Source organism: Pseudomonas lopnurensis, assembly GCF_015070855.1.
Taxonomy (GTDB): Bacteria; Pseudomonadota; Gammaproteobacteria; order Pseudomonadales; family Pseudomonadaceae; genus Stutzerimonas; species Stutzerimonas lopnurensis.
Genome location: NZ_JADDIX010000096.1, coordinates 1 through 18,548, shown reverse-complemented (window position 1 = coordinate 18,548; position 18,548 = coordinate 1). Strand labels below are relative to the sequence as shown.

The 18,548-nt window shown below is 64.9% G+C and carries 20 protein-coding genes; 14 read left to right on the top strand and 6 right to left on the bottom strand.

What is annotated here, in order from left to right; translation table 11 throughout:
* Positions 1-111: 111 nt before the first annotated feature.
* From IN820_RS20100 to IN820_RS20085, 4 genes are all read right to left on the bottom strand, one after another.
* Complete coding sequence (locus IN820_RS20100; RefSeq protein WP_193679041.1) at positions 112-630, bottom strand: Hcp family type VI secretion system effector; 519 nt, start codon at positions 628-630, stop codon at positions 112-114.
* A gap of 362 nt (positions 631-992) precedes the next feature.
* Entirely contained in the window at positions 993-2,339 is a 1,347-nt protein-coding gene (locus IN820_RS20095) for a spinster family MFS transporter (protein WP_193682664.1), read from the bottom strand.
* Between the two features lie 122 nt (positions 2,340-2,461).
* Positions 2,462-3,244: a hydroxypyruvate isomerase family protein gene (locus IN820_RS20090; protein WP_193682663.1), complete on the bottom strand. Its 783-nt coding sequence runs from the start codon at positions 3,242-3,244 to the stop codon at positions 2,462-2,464.
* On the bottom strand, positions 3,241-4,128 hold the full coding sequence (locus IN820_RS20085; RefSeq protein ID WP_193682662.1) for an NAD(P)-dependent oxidoreductase: 888 nt from the start codon (positions 4,126-4,128) through the stop codon (positions 3,241-3,243). The genes IN820_RS20090 and IN820_RS20085 overlap by 4 nt, the downstream gene beginning before the upstream one ends.
* An 845-nt stretch (positions 4,129-4,973) precedes the next feature.
* Here IN820_RS20085 and IN820_RS20080 point away from each other — a divergent pair.
* The 7 genes from IN820_RS20080 (at position 4,974) to IN820_RS20050 (ending at position 11,596) form a co-directional block, all read left to right on the top strand.
* Positions 4,974-5,825, top strand: a complete 852-nt coding sequence (locus IN820_RS20080; RefSeq protein ID WP_193682661.1) for a putative selenate ABC transporter substrate-binding protein — start codon at positions 4,974-4,976, stop codon at positions 5,823-5,825.
* A complete protein-coding gene (locus IN820_RS20075) occupies positions 5,826-6,686 on the top strand; it encodes a phosphonate ABC transporter ATP-binding protein (RefSeq protein ID WP_193682660.1) in 861 nt (286 codons plus the stop codon). It abuts the gene before it with no gap.
* Positions 6,680-7,513 (top strand): PhnE/PtxC family ABC transporter permease, encoded by an 834-nt coding sequence (locus IN820_RS20070; RefSeq protein WP_193682659.1) that lies wholly within the window; start codon positions 6,680-6,682, stop codon positions 7,511-7,513. Before IN820_RS20075 ends, IN820_RS20070 begins: the two co-directional genes overlap by 7 nt.
* On the top strand, positions 7,510-8,277 hold the full coding sequence (phnE, locus tag IN820_RS20065) for a phosphonate ABC transporter, permease protein PhnE (protein ID WP_193682658.1): 768 nt from the start codon (positions 7,510-7,512) through the stop codon (positions 8,275-8,277). Before IN820_RS20070 ends, phnE begins: the two co-directional genes overlap by 4 nt.
* 93 nt (positions 8,278-8,370) lie before the next feature.
* The gene (locus tag IN820_RS20060) at positions 8,371-9,648 is read left to right on the top strand and encodes a CHASE2 domain-containing protein (protein WP_193682657.1); all 1,278 of its coding nucleotides are present in this window, start codon (positions 8,371-8,373) and stop codon (positions 9,646-9,648) included.
* Between the two features lie 24 nt (positions 9,649-9,672).
* On the top strand, positions 9,673-10,038 hold the full coding sequence (locus IN820_RS20055; RefSeq protein WP_193682656.1) for a hypothetical protein: 366 nt from the start codon (positions 9,673-9,675) through the stop codon (positions 10,036-10,038).
* Positions 10,013-11,596, top strand: a complete 1,584-nt coding sequence (locus IN820_RS20050) for a M48 family metalloprotease (protein ID WP_193682655.1) — start codon at positions 10,013-10,015, stop codon at positions 11,594-11,596. The genes IN820_RS20055 and IN820_RS20050 overlap by 26 nt, the downstream gene beginning before the upstream one ends.
* Positions 11,597-11,638: 42 nt before the next feature.
* Here IN820_RS20050 and IN820_RS20045 read toward each other — a convergent pair whose 3' ends face one another.
* Positions 11,639-11,956 carry a DUF2288 domain-containing protein gene (locus IN820_RS20045; RefSeq protein WP_193682654.1) on the bottom strand — a complete coding sequence of 106 codons (318 nt, stop codon included), beginning with the start codon at positions 11,954-11,956 and terminating at the stop codon, positions 11,639-11,641.
* 199 nt (positions 11,957-12,155) lie between these two features.
* Here IN820_RS20045 and IN820_RS20040 point away from each other — a divergent pair, with 199 nt between their 5' ends.
* The 5 genes from IN820_RS20040 to IN820_RS20020 all read left to right on the top strand — a co-directional run bounded on the left by IN820_RS20040 (position 12,156) and on the right by IN820_RS20020 (position 17,176).
* Complete coding sequence (locus IN820_RS20040) at positions 12,156-13,274, top strand: branched-chain amino acid ABC transporter substrate-binding protein (protein WP_193682653.1); 1,119 nt, start codon at positions 12,156-12,158, stop codon at positions 13,272-13,274.
* Between the two features lie 257 nt (positions 13,275-13,531).
* The gene (gene livH, locus IN820_RS20035) at positions 13,532-14,455 is read left to right on the top strand and encodes a high-affinity branched-chain amino acid ABC transporter permease LivH (protein ID WP_193682652.1); all 924 of its coding nucleotides are present in this window, start codon (positions 13,532-13,534) and stop codon (positions 14,453-14,455) included.
* Positions 14,452-15,708, top strand: a complete 1,257-nt coding sequence (locus IN820_RS20030) for a high-affinity branched-chain amino acid ABC transporter permease LivM (protein ID WP_193682651.1) — start codon at positions 14,452-14,454, stop codon at positions 15,706-15,708. Before livH ends, IN820_RS20030 begins: the two co-directional genes overlap by 4 nt.
* A complete protein-coding gene (gene livG / locus IN820_RS20025) occupies positions 15,705-16,472 on the top strand; it encodes a high-affinity branched-chain amino acid ABC transporter ATP-binding protein LivG (protein WP_193682650.1) in 768 nt (255 codons plus the stop codon). The genes IN820_RS20030 and livG overlap by 4 nt, the downstream gene beginning before the upstream one ends.
* Positions 16,473-16,474: 2 nt before the next feature.
* A complete protein-coding gene (locus tag IN820_RS20020; RefSeq protein ID WP_193682649.1) occupies positions 16,475-17,176 on the top strand; it encodes an ABC transporter ATP-binding protein in 702 nt (233 codons plus the stop codon).
* Between the two features lie 108 nt (positions 17,177-17,284).
* Here IN820_RS20020 and dcd read toward each other — a convergent pair whose 3' ends face one another.
* Entirely contained in the window at positions 17,285-17,851 is a 567-nt protein-coding gene (gene dcd, locus IN820_RS20015; protein WP_193682648.1) for a dCTP deaminase, read from the bottom strand.
* Positions 17,852-17,875: 24 nt separating this feature from the next.
* On the opposite strand from dcd, the gene IN820_RS20010 reads away from it, so the two are divergent.
* On the top strand, positions 17,876-18,058 hold the full coding sequence (locus IN820_RS20010) for a hypothetical protein (RefSeq protein WP_193682647.1): 183 nt from the start codon (positions 17,876-17,878) through the stop codon (positions 18,056-18,058).
* A gap of 122 nt (positions 18,059-18,180) precedes the next feature.
* Entirely contained in the window at positions 18,181-18,390 is a 210-nt protein-coding gene (locus IN820_RS20005; RefSeq protein ID WP_003282211.1) for a cold-shock protein, read from the top strand.
* Positions 18,391-18,548: the final 158 nt, after the last annotated feature.

Genomic DNA, 18,548 nt, shown 5'->3' with positions numbered 1-18,548 from the left:
GCTCTGTGATGCGCTGGGTCCGCATTGCGCAACGGCAGGTTGGTTTTCTGTCTACTGCTTCGCAAAAAGCCTTCGGCCAGGCAACGCCCGGCCGAAGTGGACCGCGGCGGATCAGCCGACGATCGGGGTGCGCCAGTCGTCGGAACCGGAGGTGCCGGAGACCTCGTGGGTCCAGATGATCTTGCGGTAGGTGAAGTGCACGTCTTCCAGGTGGGTGAAGTGGGACATGTTCGGGTCCTGGCAATTGGGCATGCGCGACTGCACGTCGACGATCACCGCATCTTCCAGCTCGACGGTGAAGTAGTGCTCCTGGGTGCCGGTGGACGAGGTGCGGTACCACTCCAGGCGGCATTTGTTCAGGCGCTCGCCGGAGGTCAGGGCGTTGAAGATCAGCGGCGAGGACTTGTCGAAGACCTTGGTGATCATCAGCGGCTTGTGCACGCGCTGGCCGGTCGGCTGGCCGGATTGCGGGTCACGCGGGATGATGACCTGGTGCTGGAAGGCCTGTACCAGGATCTGGTCTTCGTGGCCTTCCTGGAAGATGTTACCCACAGAGTCCTCGGTGAAGGTGCCGGCGGTGATCAGGCCTTGCTTGGTGCCTTCGAGGGACAGGTACGCGGGTGTTGGCATGGGTGCTCTCCTTGTCTGGAATGAATGCCGAATGGCGAGCTTCTCAGTACAAGCGCCGTGCCAGAAACAGAAAATACTTATTAATCAATAGATTGTGTAAGTACCCAGAACCTGCCGAAAGTCGTTTGTGATCCGGCGCACAGAAAGTTGTGCAACTTCTTGCGCACCCCTGTGCAAGAAGTTGCGCAGGTGCTCCGAGAGTCCGAACTGTCTGGCTTGCAGCTATCTATCAACAGGGTTATCCACATCAGGGGTGTGCAAGATGTTGCGCAGTTCGGCATGGCGAGATACTCGGTTTCGCCATTCAAACGGGCCTCTCCGGCCCGTGCCATTCGGCGATCCCCAGTAAAATAACGCATCGATCAGGCAGGCACCGCCTCCCCCGCAGCCCCATCCGCTGCCATGCCGGCGGTCATCCGCTGCGAATCCCGGCAGAAGGTCCGCGAAGCCTGGAACAGAAACACCATGGTCAGCAGCAATGAAGCCGGAATCAGATACATCGCGCCATGCAGGCCTTCGGCGCGGAAGGCTTCGCTCATCTCGCTGGCACCGGCCGCGAGCATTGCCGCCTCGGCGAAATGGTCCGAGAGCAGCCCCACCACCACCGTGCCCATGCCGCCGCCGAGCAGGTACAGCCCGGCGAAGAACAGCGCCATGGCCGTGGCCCGCAGGCGTGGCTCGACCACGTCCTGGATGGCGGTGTAGACGCAGGTGTAGAAGTTGTACGAGAACAGCCAGCCGATGCTGAACACGGCGACGAAGACGCCGACCTCGATGCGCCCCGCCAGCAGCGCATAACCGGTGGCGAGCGTGGCGATCAGCATGCTCGCCGCTGCGAACACCAGGCGGCCACGGGCGAAGCGCTGATGGATCCGGTCGGCCAGCCAGCCGCCCAGCGTCAGCCCGATCAGGCCGGTGAGCCCGACGATCACCCCCGTGGCCACCGACGCTTCCACCAGCGGCACCGCGTGATAGCGCATCAGCAAGGGCACCATGAAGGCATTGCAGGCGTAGGTGGCGAAGTTGAAGGCCAGCCCGGCCAGCACCAGCCACCAGAAGGTGCGGATCGCCAGGACCTTGCGGATCGGCTGCTGCACGGGCGCCTGCGAGACCTTGACGGTTTCGGCGGCGCCGCGTTGCGGCTCCCTGACCATGAAGATGAACAGCGCCAGCACCAGCCCCGGCACCGCCGCAATGAAGAACGGCGCGCGCCAGCTGCCGAAGGCCTCGACCATCGAGCCGATGGTGAAGAACGCCAGCAACAGGCCCAGCGGCAGACCCAGCATGAAGATACCCATCGCCCGGGCGCGCTTGTGCGCCGGGAACAGATCGCCGATAAGCGAATTCGCCGCCGGCGCGTAGCTGGCCTCGCCGATACCGATGCCCATGCGCACGAGCAGGAAGCTCCAGAAATTCCAGGCCAGCCCGTTGACCGCCGTCAGGCCGCTCCAGGCGGTCAGGCCCCAGCCCATGATCTTGCGCCGCGAGCCGAGATCGGCCATGCGCCCCAGGGGCAGGCCGGCAATGGCATAGACGATGGTGAACGCGGTGCCGATCAGGCCCAGCTGGAAGTCGTTGAGACTCCATTCCAGGCGGATGGGCTCGGCGATGATCGCCGGGATGGTACGGTCGAAGAAATTGAACAGGTTGGCCAGAAACAGCAGGAACAGCACGCGCCAGGCGTTCGAAGCTTGGGTGGAAGGCTGCATGAGGTCGGTCTCGATTGTTCTTATATGCCGGCCGCAGACCAGCCGGGACTCGACTGTGACTCTAGAGTCTGCCCTTCCTCCTGTCTCCGAACATCAACCCGGCTTATGCCGCAAGATGGCTCTCAGCGCGCGCGCCACGCCGGCAACCAGCCGAGGCTGGCCTGGGAGCCCTGCTCGCCCGGCCGGTATTCTGCGCCCAGCCAGCCCTGGTAGCCGCTCGCCTGCAATGCCTGCAGCGCCGCGGCGAAATCCACTTCGCCGCTGCCCGGTTCGCCGCGCCCCGGACAGTCGGCGAACTGCACGTGGCCGATGCGCCCGGCCAGTTGCTCGATACAGGCCGGGATGTCCAGCTCCTGGCGGGCCATGTGGTAGAAGTCCAGCTGCGCCAGACAGTTGGGATGATCGACCCGCTCCAGCAGCGCCGCGAGATCCTCCGCGCTGTTGATCAGGAAACCGGGCACGTCCAGCGGGTTGATCGCTTCGCAGAGCACGCGGATACCGAGCATTTCGAAGGCTTCTGCGGCCTTCCACAGATTGCGTTCGAGCGTGGTCAGCGCTTCTTCGCGCTCGACGCCCTCGGCTAGCCGCCCCGGCAGCACATTGACACAGGCCGGACGGGCCATCAGCGCATAGGTCAGCGCCTCCTGCAACGCGGCGTCGAACGCCTCCTGGCACTGCGGTACGGCCGCCAGCCCCGGCCCGCCCTGCTGGAAATCGCCGGCCGGTAGATTGATCAGCACCAGCGGCAGGCCAGCGCGCTCGAGCGACTCCTTCAGACGAATGGCCGGCAGCTCGTAGGGGAACTGGATTTCCACCCCATCGAAGCCAGCCGTACGGGCGGCGAGAACGCGTTCGGCGAGCGGCAGTTCGGTGAACAGCAGCGATAGATTGGCGGCGATCTTCACAGGCCGCCCTCCCGGTACAGCTGCACCAGCGTTGCCGGATCGCGCTCCAGGTTGCCCTGGCTGCCGTGCAGGCGCATCAACTGCGCCGCCAGGCCGCTCAGCGGTATCGCCGAGCCCTGCTCGCGGGACAGCTTCACCGCGGTATCCAGGTCCTTGAGCAGGGTGCGCACGTGCCATTTCACCGGTTCGAACTCGCTCGCCGCCATCTGCGGGGCGAGTATCTGCAACGGTCTGGAATCGGCGAAGCCACCGGCCAGCGCCGGCGCCAGCAGGCTGGCATCGACCCCGGCGCGCTCGGCCAGGGCCACCACTTCGGCGATCACCAGGGCGTTGCAGGCGACGATCATCTGGTTGCAGACCTTGCTCACCTGACCGGCGCCAATATCGCCCATGCGGGTCAGACGCTGGCCCAGGTTCATCAGCACCGGGCGCACCCGCTCGATGTCCTCGACCCGGCCGCCGGCCATGATCGCCAGGCTGCCAGCCTCGGCGCCCGCAGTGCCGCCGGATACCGGCGCATCCACCCAGCGCATGCCGCAGCGAAATTCCAGCTCGGCGGCCATGTCGCGGGTCGCGCTCGGCTCGAGGCTGGAATGATCGACCAGCACTTTGCCGGCCTTGCCGCCCTCGGCGATGCCCGCCTTGCCGAACAGCACCTCGCGCACCGCCGCGGTATCGGCCAGGCACAGCAGCACGATATCCGCTTCGGCGCAGAGCTCGGCCGGCGTCGCCACAGCCTTGGCGCCCAGTTCGACCAGCGGCCGGCACTTGTCCGGCGAGCGGTTCCATACCGCCAGGCGATACCCCGCCGCCAGCAGGCGTCGACACATCGGCAGGCCCATCAGGCCGATACCGGCGAAGGCGAGAGTGGGCAGATCGGACATGGGAACGGCTCCTTGGCGAACGAAGGCTGTGATTCTAGCCCCGACAGGTGCTGCGGGGCCAAGCCGGCAGCACTGCGCAGGCAGCCCCACGCGAACGGTGCGCAACGGCACAGGAAACAGCAGCACCTCGAAGCAATGGCCCCGCATTTGGCGAGGCTCTTTTTCTGGCGTTACGGCACAGGTACAAGCCTGGCGCGTAACGCCAGGCGGTGGGGGCTGCGCGTTTCAGCCCTGGGGTATTTCGACCAGCAACGGCCCAAGGAGGCATGCGGCCAATCGAGCTTCGGTGAGTACCTTTTCCGTCAAGGGCACTGCCGACGCAGCCCCATCGACCGGCTCGGCGGGGAACCTCTCGACCTCCCTGAACGAATAGCCGTCCGCCCACACTTCGGCTGTCCGGCCCGATCTCGCGTCCTTCACATTCGCTTCCTTTCCACTGGGGATGTCCATTGGGATGGCACATTGGTAATGTTCGGCCACTACAGAGTGCTTAGGTGTAGGCGCGGGAAAAAGTTCGCCGGGGCCGCATCTACTTCATCGCATGCCCGACATGGGCTGCCTCGTGCCTGGCCGCCCTATCAGTCGTTCGCGCCCCGCTCGTGTGCACGTTCGATAAAGCGCTGGAGGCCGGAAAGCTGGACGAAACTTTCCCAAGAAAAATTTTTGCCGGGCAACAACGGCCCGGCTCGGGCCGCTTGTCGTTCAGCCTGCGGCCTTCCAGCACCCTTTCGGTTCTTGAGCGCATGGCGCGATTACCGTGGATGATGGCGCATCGCTTGCCGCGGCATGCCCAACTGCAACTATAATTCGTGCGCTTTTTCCGCTATTGAACCGGAGAACCCTCAATGCTGAAGCGCACCTTGGCAGCCGTTGCCGGCCTTGCCGTATCCCTGTCTGTCGCCACGACCCAAGCAGCCGAAACGCTACGGGTTTCCGCCATCCCCGACGAAGCCCCCACCGAGCTGATCCGCAAGTTCAAGCCGCTGGGCGAGTACCTGGAACGAGAACTGGGCATGCCGGTGAAGTTCACTCCGGTTTCCGACTATGCCGCCGTGGTCGAATCCCTGGCTTCCGATCGCCTCGACCTGGCCTGGCTGGGCGGTTTCACCTTCGTGCAGACCCGCCTGAAGACCGGCGATGCCATCCCGCTGGTGCAGCGCGAACAGGACGAGCAGTTCACCAGCAAGTTCATCACGGCCGATCCCGACGTGCAGTCGCTCGCGGACCTCAAAGGCAAGACCTTCGCCTTCGGCTCCGTGTCCTCCACGTCCGGCAGCCTGATGCCACGCTACTTCATGCTCGAGGACGGCATCGAGCCGGAGAAATTCTTCAAGCGCATCGCCTATTCCGGCGCCCATGACGCCACGGCCGCCTGGGTCGAGGCCGGCAAGGCCGACGCCGGCGTGCTCAACGCCTCGGTGTGGGACAAGCTGGTCGCCGCCGGCAAGGTCGACACCGACAAGGTCCGCGTGATTTCCACCACGCCGCCCTACTACGACTACAACTGGACCGTGCGCGGCAATCTCGACCCGGAACTGATCGAGAAGCTCAAGGCGGCGTTCCTCGCGCTCGACCCGGCCAATCCCGAGCATAAGGCGATCCTCGATCTGCAGGCCGCCAGCCGCTTCATCGAGACCCGTCCGGAAAACTACGAAGGCATCGAGCAAGCCGCACGCGCCGCCGGCCTGCTCAAGTAAATGAGCACTCCGCAAGCCGCGTTCGCGGCGGACCGCCCTCGCGCCACCGAACCCGGTCCGGCGCTGAGGCTGTCCGGCGTGGGCCACAGCCATGCCGGCGGCCAGCCGGCGCTGCGCGAGATCGGTCTGCAGGTCGCGCAGGGTGAGCGTGTCGCCATCATCGGTCCGTCTGGTGCCGGCAAGACCACCCTGCTGCGCCTGCTGGCCACCAGCCTCAAACCCGACCAGGGCCAGCTGGAGCTGCTCGGCCAGCAGCCCTGGACGCTGTCCGCCGCCGCCCGCCAGCGGCTGCGCACGCGCATCGGCCTGATCCACCAGGCGCCGCCGCTGCCGCCGCGGCAACGGGTGATCACGGCAGTGCTGGCCGGCCGCCTCGGCCTGTGGTCGCTGCCCAGGAGCCTGCTCAGCCTGGCCTACCCCCTGGATCGCCAGGGCGCCGCCGAAGCCCTCGGCCGGCTGGACCTGGCCGACAAGCTGTACATGCGTTGCGACCAGCTTTCCGGCGGCCAACTGCAGCGCGTCGGTATCGCGCGCATGCTCTACCAGGCGCCGGAGCTGATCCTCGCCGACGAGCCGGTTTCGGCCATGGACCCGGTGCTCGCCGCCTATACCCTCGGCGTGCTCAACCGCGAGGCGCAGCGCCGCAACGCCACGCTGCTGGCCAGCCTGCATGCGGTGGAACTCGCGCTGGAGCACTTCCCGCGGATCGTCGGCGTGCGCGACGGCCGCATCCTGTTCGACAAACCCACCGCCGCAGTCGGCCCTGACGAGCTGGCCGCGCTGTATGCCAACGAGCAACTCGAATGCGAGCCGGCGCCGCAACCGGCGCTCGTCCAGCCACTGAACATCCCGCGATGCTGAATCCCACTCTCGCCCAGCGCGACCCGGCCGCCGCTTCGCGCCTGCTGCTGACGCTGCTGGCCGTGGCGTTGCTGTGGCCGGGCCTGGGCCTGAGCGAGCTGGACCTGGGCGTGCTGTTCGATGGCAGCAACGCCGACACCATGGGCACCTTCCTCGCCGGGTTCTGGCCGCCCGAGCATGGCGGCGAGTTCCTCGCCCTGCTCTGGCAGGCGACGCTGGAAACCCTGGCCATCGCCACCGCCGGCATGGCGCTGGCCCTGGCCGTCGCCATCCCCTGCGCACTGCTGGCCACCCGCGCGCTGTCGATCTCGGCGCTCAGCCGGGGCGGCCGGCCGGCCTGGTGGGCGCAGGCGCTGCGCTGGCCGGTGCGCGGGCTGCTGATCGTACTGCGCAGCATTCCGGAAATCGTCTGGGCGCTGCTGTTCGTCCGCGCCGTGGGCCTGGGGCCGACCGCCGGCGTGCTGGCCATCGCCATCACCTATGCCGGAATGCTCGGCAAGGTCTACGCGGAAATCTTCGAATCGGTCGACCCGCTGCCCGCCCGCGCCCTGCTCGGCGCGGGCGCCTCGCGCCTGCAGGCGTTCTTCTATGGCGTGCTGCCGCAGGCGACCGCCGAAATGCTTTCCTACACCGTGTATCGCTGGGAATGTGCGATCCGCGCCTCGGTGGTGATGGGCTTCGTTGGTGCCGGCGGGCTCGGCCAGCAGATGGACCTGTCTATGCGCATGTTCGCCGGCGGTGAAGTCGCCAGCATGCTGCTGACCTTCCTGCTACTGGTGCTGCTGGCCGATCTGCTCAGCCGGGTGCTGCGCTGGAGGTTCGCATGAAAGTGCTGTCGCGCCTGCTGATCCCCGCCGCGCTGCTGGCGGCGGTGATAGCCGCCTTCGCCTTTCTGCAACTGGAAGCCAGCGCACTGCTCAGCCGCGAAGGCCTCGGGCAGATGGCCGACTATGCCTCGGGCTTCCTCGCGCCCGACCTGTCGCCGGCGCACCTGCGCGCCATCGGCCATGGCGCGCTGGAAACCCTCGCCATGTCGGCCATCGGCACGCTGCTCGCGGCGTTGCTCGGCTTGCTCCTGGCACTGCCCGCCGCCGGGCGCTTCGGCATGCTTCTCCAGGCCGCATCGCGGTTGCTGCTCAATGCCCTACGGGCGATTCCGGAACTGGTCTGGGCGGCCCTGATGGTGCTGGCCGCCGGACTGGGCCCGAATGCCGGCACCCTGGCGCTGGCCCTGCACACCGCCGGCGTGCTCGGCCGGCTGTTCGCCGAAGCGCTGGAAAATACTCCACCCGCGCCTGGCGAAGCGCTGCGGCTGAGCGGCAGCGGGCGCGTCGCCGCCTTCTGCTACGGCACCCTGCCGATGCTCTGGCCGCAGCTGGTGGCCTACACGCTGTATCGCTGGGAGAACAACATCCGCATGGCCAGCGTGCTCGGCTTCGTCGGCGCCGGCGGCCTGGGCCAGATGCTCTACATGAGCCTCAGCCTGTTCCAGGAAGCCCAGGCCTCGACGGTGATTCTCGCCATGCTGCTGATGGTGCTGGCGGTGGACAGCCTGAGCGGCTGGGCGCGTCAGCGCTGGGTACGCGGTTGATCGCGGCCCGAGTGGCTCGCGAACGTTGACTTTTGTGAAGCAGTTCACCGAACATCCCTTGATATCACTTTGCAATCATCAGCGAACGATCGCGTGCCAGCCTTCTTGCGCAAGTTTTCCGTGCTGGCCAGCTTCGGCGGGTTGCTCGTCATTCTCCTCGATCCCTTCGGCCTCACCAGCGCGACCGACGCCGCGTCCGCCCGCCTGCTGAACCAGCTCCTGGCCAACGACTACGACGAGGGCGCCCGGCAACGGATCGCCGTCATCCTCATCGACGATGACTACCTGCGCCAGCGCGACAGCCACTGGCCGCTGCCCTACGCTGAACAGAGCAAGCTCTTTCGCCAGTTGCTGGCCTATCGCCCCGCCGCGGTGATGGTGGACCTGATGTACAGCTACGACCATTCACAGGGTCGCAGCAACGACAGCAGCCAACTGCTGAGCAACGTCTTCGAGCGCTACCGGGCCGCGGCCATTCCCTTGTACCTGGCCAGCACGGGGACGGCGCAAGTCAGGGTGCTGCCCGAATTCGCCGCCGCCAGCCGGCCCGCACTGGTGAGCTGGAGCGGCTACCAGGACCATTACCCGCTGGCCGCCGAAACGCCCGAAGGCTGGATGGACACCGCGGCCTTCGCGCTGTACCGCGCCTATTGCAGCCGACATGCCTGCGTTCCGCTACCGGAAACACCAGCGCAGGCCGGCGCGCAGCCGCCGATAGCGCTGCAATGGGGTCGTGGCCCGGCGAAGGAACAGCGCCAGGTGAGCGACATCAGCCAATGCCCAGCAGAACATGGCGCCTGGCGCCAGGCTCTGGACCAGCTGCTGCAGGCCGTCTTCTGGCGGATCACCGCGCCCGCCGAAACGCTGTGCCCCTACCACCTGACCATCACCGCCAGCACCCTGGCCACGACCGTGCCGGAGGAGCGCGCACTGCTGCGCGAACTGCTGGCCGACCGCCTGGTGCTGGTCGGCGCGGCCATCGCCTCGGCCGAAGACCTTACCCTCTCGCCCGTTCACGGCCAGTTGCCGGGCGTCTACGCCCATGCCATGGCGCTGGATAACCTGATCCAGTACGGACTGGATTACTTCAGCGCGCCGCCCGAAGTGCTCGACACCGAGATCGACGTGCTCGACCTGTTCGAAATGGCATTCGTGCTCTTCGTCCTCTGGTCCGAATCGCGCCACATGGGCGCGCGCAGCCGGCCTCCCGTCACGCTTCCCCTCTGCGCGGTCGCCGTCCTGTTCTCGCTCAGCTGGCTGCTCTACGCGCTGCACATCACGCCCGTGAACATACTCGGCCTTCTGCTGCTGACCGGCCTGCTATTGCCCGGACAGCAGGAAGACCAGCCGCCACGCAACCTCTGGCGCTAACAACCCTCGTGAAAGGAGTCTCCCATGCGTAAACCCTTCGTCGTGCTCTTCGGCCTGTTGTTCAGCGGCATCGGCCATGCCGCTGGATTGGCCGTGGTGCAATACGTCAGCGATCCGGTCGCCCTGCTGGACGAAACCGGCCGGCTCCTGCACAAGCATCCGCGCGCCGAGCTGCCTGCCCTGCCGCTGGCGGCGCTGCAGTGGAACGAGGACCTGGAACTGGTGCAGGTCGAGATCGATGGCCAGCGCGTCTGGCTCGACGGCGTCGACGTTCGGCTGAACGAGGGCAAGACCGTTCCCATGCCGTGCGCCATGCTGCCCAGGGGCAAAGCCGAAGGCGCCACCAACCTGTCCACCATCGGATATGGAGCCGGCTGTGAGAAACCGTGATCTTACGACCAGCCTGCTGGCCATACTGCTGTCCGTGCTGCCCGGTTGCGCCACGCTCCAGGGCGCTCCGGACGCGATCATCAACCTCGCCGGCAAAAGCACCCAGAGCAACTTTCAGGGCAAATACCTGGAACAGGAGGACGTGCGCAGGCACTTCGCGCTCGATCGCCAGCACAGCCAGAGCCTGCGCCTGAGCTATGACGGCCGCAGCCTGCCGGCCAACGAGATCCGCCAGCAGAACCTGGTGATGATCCCCCCGCTGCAGACGTACCTGCAGGGCATCGTCGAGCGCCTCGGCAAAGGCTGGCCCGGCGAATTGCCCATCCTGCAGGTGAAAGTGATCGACAGCTACACCTTCGGCCCCTCCGCCGATCCCTACGGCAACCTGTTCGTGCCTCTGGGCATGCTCGAAGGCGTGGAGAGCGAGGACGAGATCGCCGCCATGCTGGCCCATGAAATGAGCCATGTGCTGCTGCGCCATCACGACCGACGGCTGGCCTTCGATCAGCAGCGCGAACTGCTCACCAATATCGCCACCACCGCCGTGATCGCCGCGACGGTGGCCGACACGCGACTGCAGCGTGGCGCCTCGCAATGGACGCTGATCAGCAAGGATCCGCAGGCGACCCAGAAGGTCATCGGCGACACGGTGCTCTATACCGCGCTGGCCAACACCTTCTCGGACAACGTCTGGAACACCGCCTGGGGCCGCGCCCAGGAAGACCAGGCCGACCTGCTCGGCACCGACCTGCTGGTCAAGGCCAACTATGCCCCGCGAGGTGCGAGCCACAGCCTGCAGCGGCTCGAGGACTTCCAGGGCAAGCAGAAACCGGTCCTCGCCAGCTTCCTCCAGGCGCGCAAAGGCGCCATGCAGGATTCGCTGAAGCAGCTCGACCTCAACAGCCTCACGCAAGAGATCAACACCTTCGTCAACCAAGGGCTGGTGACCACGGTCAGCGCCGTGGGCGAGCACCTGACGCGCTCGCATATGTCCGCGCAGCGCCGCGATACCGATCTGCGCCAATACCTGCAGCGCGAGTACGACGAGGAACGCTACAGCCGGGTCGACAAGCGCACCTGGCGCAATGTCCGCGACAATCCGACGGTGAAGGCCTCACTGGAAGCCTACCGGAATGCCTACGGCGCCAACGAGGCCCTGGGCCAGAAGAATCCGAAGGATGCCCGGACGCTCGCCCAGCGCGCACTGCGCTCGCCGGTGGCGAACCAGCCCGGCATACGCCGCAGCCTGTTCAACGTGCACATGGCCGCCGGTGAAAAAAGCCAGGCGCTGGCCCAGTTGAAAGCGATCGGCGACTGGTCGCTGGCCGGTCCCGGCGTCTACGAACAGCTGATCAATTACCACCTGGGCAGCGGCAATGCGGACGCAGCGCTCGCCGCCATCGGGCAGGCCGAGCGCCACCTGGGCTCGGAAGAGCTGTTCATCGTCGAGAAGATGCTGGCCAACAAGCTGAAGCGCAACGACAACGAATTCCGTGTGCTCGGCGAGAAATGCAAGGAGATGCCCAATCGCAAGGACGTGTGCAAAAAAGTGGCATGAGCACGATGAGCCGAGCAACCGACTGGGGCGAAATGCCCCATTTCAGTGCAGAGCCGGCCGTTGGCCGCGCTCCTGCACCAGAACCCAGGGCGCGACCACCACGGCCCACAGGTCGGGGTCACGCTCCTGCCAGTCCTGCGCCTGTTCGACTTCCAGCTTCGACAGCTGCCCGCCGGTCAGCCAGGCGGCGACTTTCGCCCGATCGTCCTCAGCCACCGCACATGCCACCTCGACCAGATCGAAATCGCTGGCCACCTGCAGCAACGCCCCGCGGGCGAAGAAGGGCTGCAGTTCCTGCCAGGTTATCGCCGCAGTTTCGCCCAACAGCTTGGCATAAAGAGTGCTTGCGTCGTCGGTCATGGGACTCACCAGAACTGAAAGGGCGCAATGATACCCGCCCCCGAATCCCATCAAAACGGTTGAATCCTGCTGGCTGTGCAAACGGCGATGACACTTCTACACTGTGCCGGTACAGTTGCCGGAGCGTTTCGGGGTGTTCGCCTCTTAATGGCGCCCCGGCCCGCAGGATTCAAACAATAACGATGTAAGTGGAGCACTTATGACGACCAAGCAGCGTCTTTCGAAAATTTTCCTGGCCATGGCACTGACCGGCGCCGCCAGCTACACCCTGGCCGCCGATACCATCCGCATTGGGTTGGCAGGGCCGGTAACCGGGCCGGTAGCACAGTATGGGGACATGCAATTCATCGGGGCCGAAATGGCCATCGAGCAGATCAACAAGGCCGGCGGGGTGAACGGCCAGCAGCTGCAGGGCGTTCGCTATGACGACGCCTGCGATCCGAAGCAGGCCGTGGCGGTGGCCAACAAGATCGTCAACGACAACGTCAGCTTCGTGGTCGGCCACCTCTGCTCCAGCTCCACTCAGCCGGCATCCGACATCTACGAGGATGAAGGCATCCTGATGATCACCGCGGCGTCCACCAGCCCGGACATCACATCGCGCGGTTATGAACTGATCTTCCGCACCATCGGCCTCGACAGCCTGCAGGGCCCGACTGCCGGCAACTTCATCGCCGATCACGTCAAGCCGAAGAACGTCGCCGTGATCCACGACAAGCAACAGTACGGCGAAGGCATCGCCACCGCGGTCAAGCAGACCCTGGAGGGCAAAGGCATCAAGGTCGGCATGTTCGAAGGCATCAACGCCGGCGACAAGGACTTCTCCTCGCTGATCGCACGTCTCAAGCGCGAAGGCGTGGACTTCATCTACTACGGCGGCTACCACCCCGAGCTGGGCCTGCTGCTGCGCCAGTCCAAGGAGAAAGGCCTGGACGTGCGCTTCATGGGTCCGGAAGGCGTCGGCAACTCGGAAATTTCCGCCATCGCCGGCCCGGCCTCCGAAGGCATGTACGTGACCCTGCCCAAATCCTTCGACCAGGACCCGCGCAACAAGGAACTGGTGGATGCCTTCAAGGCCAAGAAGCAGGACCCGAGCGGCCCGTTCGTGTTCCCCGCCTACGCCGCTGTCCAGGTGATCGCCGAGGGCATCGAGAAAGCCGGCAGCACCGACACCGACAAGGTGGCCGAAGCGCTGCGCAGCAATACCTTCGACACCCCGACCGGCGTGCTGGCATTCGACGAAAAAGGCGACCTGAAGGATTTCAACTTCGTCGTCTACGAATGGCACCAGGACGGCACCAAGACCGAAGCCAAGTAATTTCCATCAGCCCTGCAAAGCCCACACTCGCTTGTGGGCTTTGTTTTAGCGGGCGGCCCAGCCACAAGCAACGGGCCGCCTTGCCATACCTGTAACCTTGACGAGCGGCCTGAACAGCGGGCCCGCCTCGAACCGGGGCCGTGCGTGATCCGCAGGGCGCCGTACCGCAGTGGCGCCGCGCCAGGACGTGCGGTGCGTTCGAAGTGGGCAACGCAGCCGACCGGAATTTGGAATTGCAGGGACTTCGGAGAGCAGTGATGCCTGACCTTTACCACTACCTACAGCAGCTGATCAACGGGCTCACCGTTGGCAGCACCTACGCGTTGATCGCCATCGGCTACACGATGGTGTACGGCATCATCGGCATGATCAACTTCGCCCACGGCGAGGTGTACATGATCGGCTCGTATGTCGCCTTCATCGCCATCGTCGGCCTGTCCATGATGGGCCTCGACGCGCTGCCGATCCTGATGATCGGCGCCTTCGTCGCCGCCATGATCGTCACCAGTGCCTATGGCTACAGCATCGAACGGGTGGCCTACCGTCCGCTTCGCGGCAGCAACCGCCTGATTCCGCTGATCTCGGCGATCGGCATGTCGATCTTCCTGCAGAACGTCGTGCTGCTGGCCCAGGACTCCAAGGACAAGGCCATCCCCAACCTGATGCCGGGCAACCTGATCCTCGGCGAGAGCACGATGAACGGGGTGACCATTTCCTACATGCAGATCCTGATCTTCGTGGTCACCTTCGCCGCCATGTACGGCCTGACCCTGTTCATCTCGCGTTCGCGCCTGGGCCGCGCCTGCCGCGCCTGCGCCGAAGACCTGAAGATGGCCAACCTGCTGGGCATCAACACCAACAGCATCATCGCCCTGACCTTCGTCATCGGCGCCGCGCTGGCCGCCGTGGCGGCGGTGCTGATCAGCATGCAATACGGCGTGATCAACCCGCACATCGGTTTCCTCGCCGGCATCAAGGCGTTCACCGCCGCGGTCCTCGGCGGCATCGGCAGCATTCCCGGCGCCATGCTCGGCGGCCTGGTGCTCGGCGTGGCCGAAGCTTTCGGTGCCGACATCTTCGGTGATCAATACAAGGACGTGGTGGCCTTCAGCCTGCTGGTGCTGGTGCTGCTGTTCCGTCCCACCGGCATCCTTGGCCGTCCGGAGGTGGAAAAGGTATGACCCTTCACCTGCGTACCGCCTTCTTCAGCGCCCTGCTGGTCATCGCCGTCGCGGTGCCGGTGTTCGGCCTGAAGCTCACCACCGTCGGCATCCGCGTGGAAGTCCACGGCGCCGAGGCCAACACCTTCTGGATCATCGCCGCGTGCGCCGTGGCCATGTTCGTCTGGCAGCTGCTGCGTACCCGGCTGGCCGCCGGCTGGGCGGCCAGCCCGAGCCTGCCGAGCATTCCGGCCGGCGCCGGCAACTTCCTCACCCTGCCGTCGACCCAGCGCTGGTTCATCCTGGCATTGGTCGTGGTCGCCCTGGCCTGGCCGTTCTATGGTTCGCGCGGGGCGGTGGACATCGCCACGCTGATCCTGATCTACGTGATGCTCGGCCTCGGCCTGAACATCGTCGTCGGCCTGGCCGGCCTGCTGGATCTCGGCTACGTCGGCTTCTACGCCGTCGGCGCCTACACCTATGCGCTGCTCTCGCACTACTACGGCATCGGCTTCTGGACCGCACTGCCCATCGCCGGTGCGATGGCCGCGCTGTTCGGCTTCCTGCTGGGCTTCCCGGTGTTGCGCTTGCGCGGCGACTATCTGGCCATCGTGACCCTCGGCTTCGGCGAGATCATCCGCATCCTGCTGCGCAACATGACCGAGGTCACCGGCGGCCCCAACGGCATCAGCGGCATCGACAAGCCGACGCTGTTCGGCCTGTCCTTCGATCGCCGTGCGGCCGAAGGCATGCAGACCTTCCATGAGTATTTCGGCGTCGCCTACAACTCGATCAACAAGGTGATCTTCCTCTACCTGATCGCCCTGCTGTTGGTGCTGCTGACCCTGTTCGTGATCAACCGCCTGCTGCGCATGCCCATCGGCCGCGCCTGGGAAGCCCTGCGTGAAGACGAGATCGCCTGTCGCGCACTGGGCATGAACCCCACGGTGATCAAGCTCTCGGCCTTCACCCTCGGTGCGACCTTCGCCGGTTTCGCCGGCAGCTTCTTCGCCGCGCGCCAGGGGCTGGTGTCGCCGGAGTCCTTCACCTTCATCGAGTCGGCGATCATCCTCGCCATCGTCGTGCTGGGCGGCATGGGCTCACAGCTGGGGGTGATCCTCGCGGCCATCGTGATGATCCTGCTGCCCGAGCTGATGCGCGAGTTCAGCGAGTACCGCATGCTGATGTTCGGCGCCCTGATGGTGCTGATGATGATCTGGCGTCCGCAGGGCCTGCTGCCCATGCAACGCCCCCACCTGGAGCTGAAGCGATGAGCCGCCCGATTCTCGAAGCACGCGGCCTGACGATGCGTTTTGGCGGCCTGCTGGCCGTCAACCAGGTGGGCCTGACCGTACACGACAAGCAAGTGGTCTCGATGATCGGCCCCAACGGCGCCGGCAAGACCACCGTATTCAACTGCCTGACCGGCTTCTACCAGCCGACCGCCGGGGAAATCCTCCTCGACGGCACGCCGATCCACGGCCTGCCCGGGCACAAGATCGCCCGCCAGGGCGTGGTGCGCACCTTCCAGAACGTCCGTTTGTTCAAGGACATGACGGCGGTGGAAAACCTGCTGGTGGCGCAGCATCGGCACCTGAACACCAACTTCCTCGCCGGCCTGCTGAAAACCCCGGCGTTCCGCCAGAGCGAGCACGAGGCCATGGACTTCGCCGCGCACTGGCTGGAGCAGGTGAACCTGACCGAGATCGCCAACCGCCCGGCCGGCACCCTCGCCTATGGCCAGCAACGTCGCCTGGAGATCGCCCGCTGCATGATGACGCGCCCGCGCATCCTCATGCTCGACGAGCCGGCGGCCGGCCTCAATCCGAGGGAAACCGAGGATCTCAAGGCATTGATCGCGATGCTGCGCGACGAGCATGGCGTCACCGTGCTGCTGATCGAACACGACATGAAGCTGGTGATGAGCATTTCCGACCACATCTACGTGATCAACCAGGGCACACCCCTGGCCGACGGTGCGCCCGAACAGATCCGCAACAATCCGGATGTGATCAAAGCCTATCTGGGAGAGGCGTGAGCATGCTGACTTTCGAAAACGTCTCGACCTTCTACGGCAAGATCCAGGCCCTGCATGACATCAGCATGCATGTGGAAAAAGGCGAAATCGTCACCCTGATCGGTGCCAACGGTGCCGGCAAGTCGACCCTGCTGATGACCCTGTGCGGCTCGCCCAGGGCCGCCAATGGCAGCATCCGCTTCCAGGGCGAGGAGCTGGTGGGTCAACAGACCTGCGACATCATGCGCAAGGCCATCGCCGTGGTGCCCGAGGGGCGGCGGATCTTCGCCCGCCTGACGGTGGAGGAAAACCTCTCCATGGGCGGCTTCTTCACCGGCAAGGCGGACTTCCAGGAACAATTGGACAAGGTCCTCGACCTCTTCCCGCGCCTGAAGGAGCGCTACCAGCAACGCGGCGGCACCATGTCCGGTGGCGAACAGCAGATGCTCGCCATCGCCCGAGCATTGATGAGCAAGCCCAAGCTGCTGCTGCTCGACGAGCCGTCGCTGGGCCTGGCGCCGATCATCATCCAGCAGATCTTCGAGATCATCGAACAGCTGCGCGAAGATGGCGTGACCGTGTTCCTGGTCGAGCAGAACGCCAACCAGGCGCTCAAGCTGGCCGACCGCGGCTACGTGCTGGAAAACGGTCACATCGTCATGCAGGGCAGCGGTGAAGAGCTGCTCACCGATCCGAAGGTACGCGACGCCTACCTGGGAGGATAGGAAAGCAGCTTCAAGCTTCAAGCTTCAAGCTTCAAGCTTCGAGAAATGCTATGAGCCGCAAGCCGCGATTCAAACTTGCGGCTTGCAGCTTGTGGCTTGCAGCTCGCCTCAGGCCTTGGGCAGCGTCACGCCACGCTGGCCCTGGTACTTGCCGCCGCGGTCGCGGTAGGAGACTTCGCACTCCTCGTCGGATTCGAGGAACAGCATCTGCGCCACGCCCTCGTTGGCGTAGATCTTCGCCGGCAGCGTGGTGGTGTTGGAGAACTCCAGGGTCACGTGACCTTCCCACTCCGGCTCCAGCGGCGTGACGTTGACGATGATGCCGCAGCGTGCATAGGTGCTCTTGCCCAGACAGATGGTCAGCACGTTGCGCGGAATGCGGAAGTACTCGACGGTGCGGGCCAGGGCGAAGGAGTTTGGCGGGATGATGCAGACGTCGCTCTTGATGTCGACGAAGCTCTTCTCGTCGAAGTTCTTCGGGTCGACGGTGGCCGAGTTGATGTTGGTGAACACCTTGAATTCATCGGCGCAGCGCACATCGTAACCGTAGCTGGAGACGCCGTAGGAGATCAGCCGATCGTGGCCTTCGTTGCGCACCTGGCGCTCGACGAAGGGCTCGATCATGCCGTGTTCCTGGGCCATGCGGCGAATCCACTTGTCCGATTTGATGCTCATGGCTGGCGTCCTGATCTGCTTGAAATGGGCGGGTCGAAGACGCGCATCTTACCGGGGCTCGCGCGGCTGTTCAAAGTCTCGCTGCAGCGGCGCGGCAAGGCCTGCCGCAACCTCGACGGCCGCTCGGCGAAGAAATCCAAAATAAAGCTCGCTTTGCTCCAGAAAACCGGTATTGTTACTGGGCTGCTGCTGCATGTGTCACCGTGAATCGCTACATGTTTAGATCTCGATCCAAATATCGATACGACTCCTATCTCCTTGCACACAGTGACGTTCGGGCCTTCCAGCCCGCACTTTATTCTTCAAAACTTGGTTCAAGGAGACATCAAATGTCCAATCGCCAAACCGGTACCGTCAAGTGGTTCAACGATGAGAAAGGCTTCGGCTTCATCACTCCGCAATCCGGTGACGACCTCTTCGTACACTTCCGTGCCATTCAAGGTGACGGCTTCAAGAGCCTGAAAGAAGGCCAGCAAGTCTCCTTCGTCGCTACCCGCGGCCAGAAAGGCATGCAAGCTGAGGAAGTTCAGGTTATCTAACCTGAGGCTTCTCTGAAAAAGCCCCGCTTCGGCGGGGCTTTTTTGTGGGTGCGCCAGGCATGGCGCGTTGCGCGTCAGCGCAACGCGCTTGGCTGTGGTGGCCTCGCGGGTGACTTGGAGGTGAAAGTCCTCTACACACCCGGCAAGGGGAAGTGTTA

Bases quoted from the DNA above. Each gene is read 5' to 3' on its own strand.
- IN820_RS20100 (WP_193679041.1), bottom strand. From the start codon at position 630: ATGCCAACACCCGCGTACCTGTCCCTCGAAGGCACCAAGCAAGGCCTG.
- IN820_RS20095 (WP_193682664.1), bottom strand. From the start codon at position 2,339: ATGCAGCCTTCCACCCAAGCTTCGAACGCCTGGCGCGTGCTGTTCCTG.
- IN820_RS20085 (WP_193682662.1), bottom strand. From the start codon at position 4,128: ATGTCCGATCTGCCCACTCTCGCCTTCGCCGGTATCGGCCTGATGGGC.
- IN820_RS20080 (WP_193682661.1), top strand. From the start codon at position 4,974: ATGCTGAAGCGCACCTTGGCAGCCGTTGCCGGCCTTGCCGTATCCCTG.
- IN820_RS20075 (WP_193682660.1), top strand. From the start codon at position 5,826: ATGAGCACTCCGCAAGCCGCGTTCGCGGCGGACCGCCCTCGCGCCACC.
- IN820_RS20070 (WP_193682659.1), top strand. From the start codon at position 6,680: ATGCTGAATCCCACTCTCGCCCAGCGCGACCCGGCCGCCGCTTCGCGC.
- phnE (WP_193682658.1), top strand. From the start codon at position 7,510: ATGAAAGTGCTGTCGCGCCTGCTGATCCCCGCCGCGCTGCTGGCGGCG.
- IN820_RS20055 (WP_193682656.1), top strand. From the start codon at position 9,673: ATGCGTAAACCCTTCGTCGTGCTCTTCGGCCTGTTGTTCAGCGGCATC.
- IN820_RS20050 (WP_193682655.1), top strand. From the start codon at position 10,013: ATGGAGCCGGCTGTGAGAAACCGTGATCTTACGACCAGCCTGCTGGCC.
- IN820_RS20045 (WP_193682654.1), bottom strand. From the start codon at position 11,956: ATGACCGACGACGCAAGCACTCTTTATGCCAAGCTGTTGGGCGAAACT.
- IN820_RS20040 (WP_193682653.1), top strand. From the start codon at position 12,156: ATGACGACCAAGCAGCGTCTTTCGAAAATTTTCCTGGCCATGGCACTG.
- livH (WP_193682652.1), top strand. From the start codon at position 13,532: ATGCCTGACCTTTACCACTACCTACAGCAGCTGATCAACGGGCTCACC.
- IN820_RS20030 (WP_193682651.1), top strand. From the start codon at position 14,452: ATGACCCTTCACCTGCGTACCGCCTTCTTCAGCGCCCTGCTGGTCATC.
- livG (WP_193682650.1), top strand. From the start codon at position 15,705: ATGAGCCGCCCGATTCTCGAAGCACGCGGCCTGACGATGCGTTTTGGC.
- IN820_RS20020 (WP_193682649.1), top strand. From the start codon at position 16,475: ATGCTGACTTTCGAAAACGTCTCGACCTTCTACGGCAAGATCCAGGCC.
- dcd (WP_193682648.1), bottom strand. From the start codon at position 17,851: ATGAGCATCAAATCGGACAAGTGGATTCGCCGCATGGCCCAGGAACAC.
- IN820_RS20010 (WP_193682647.1), top strand. From the start codon at position 17,876: ATGGGCGGGTCGAAGACGCGCATCTTACCGGGGCTCGCGCGGCTGTTC.
- IN820_RS20005 (WP_003282211.1), top strand. From the start codon at position 18,181: ATGTCCAATCGCCAAACCGGTACCGTCAAGTGGTTCAACGATGAGAAA.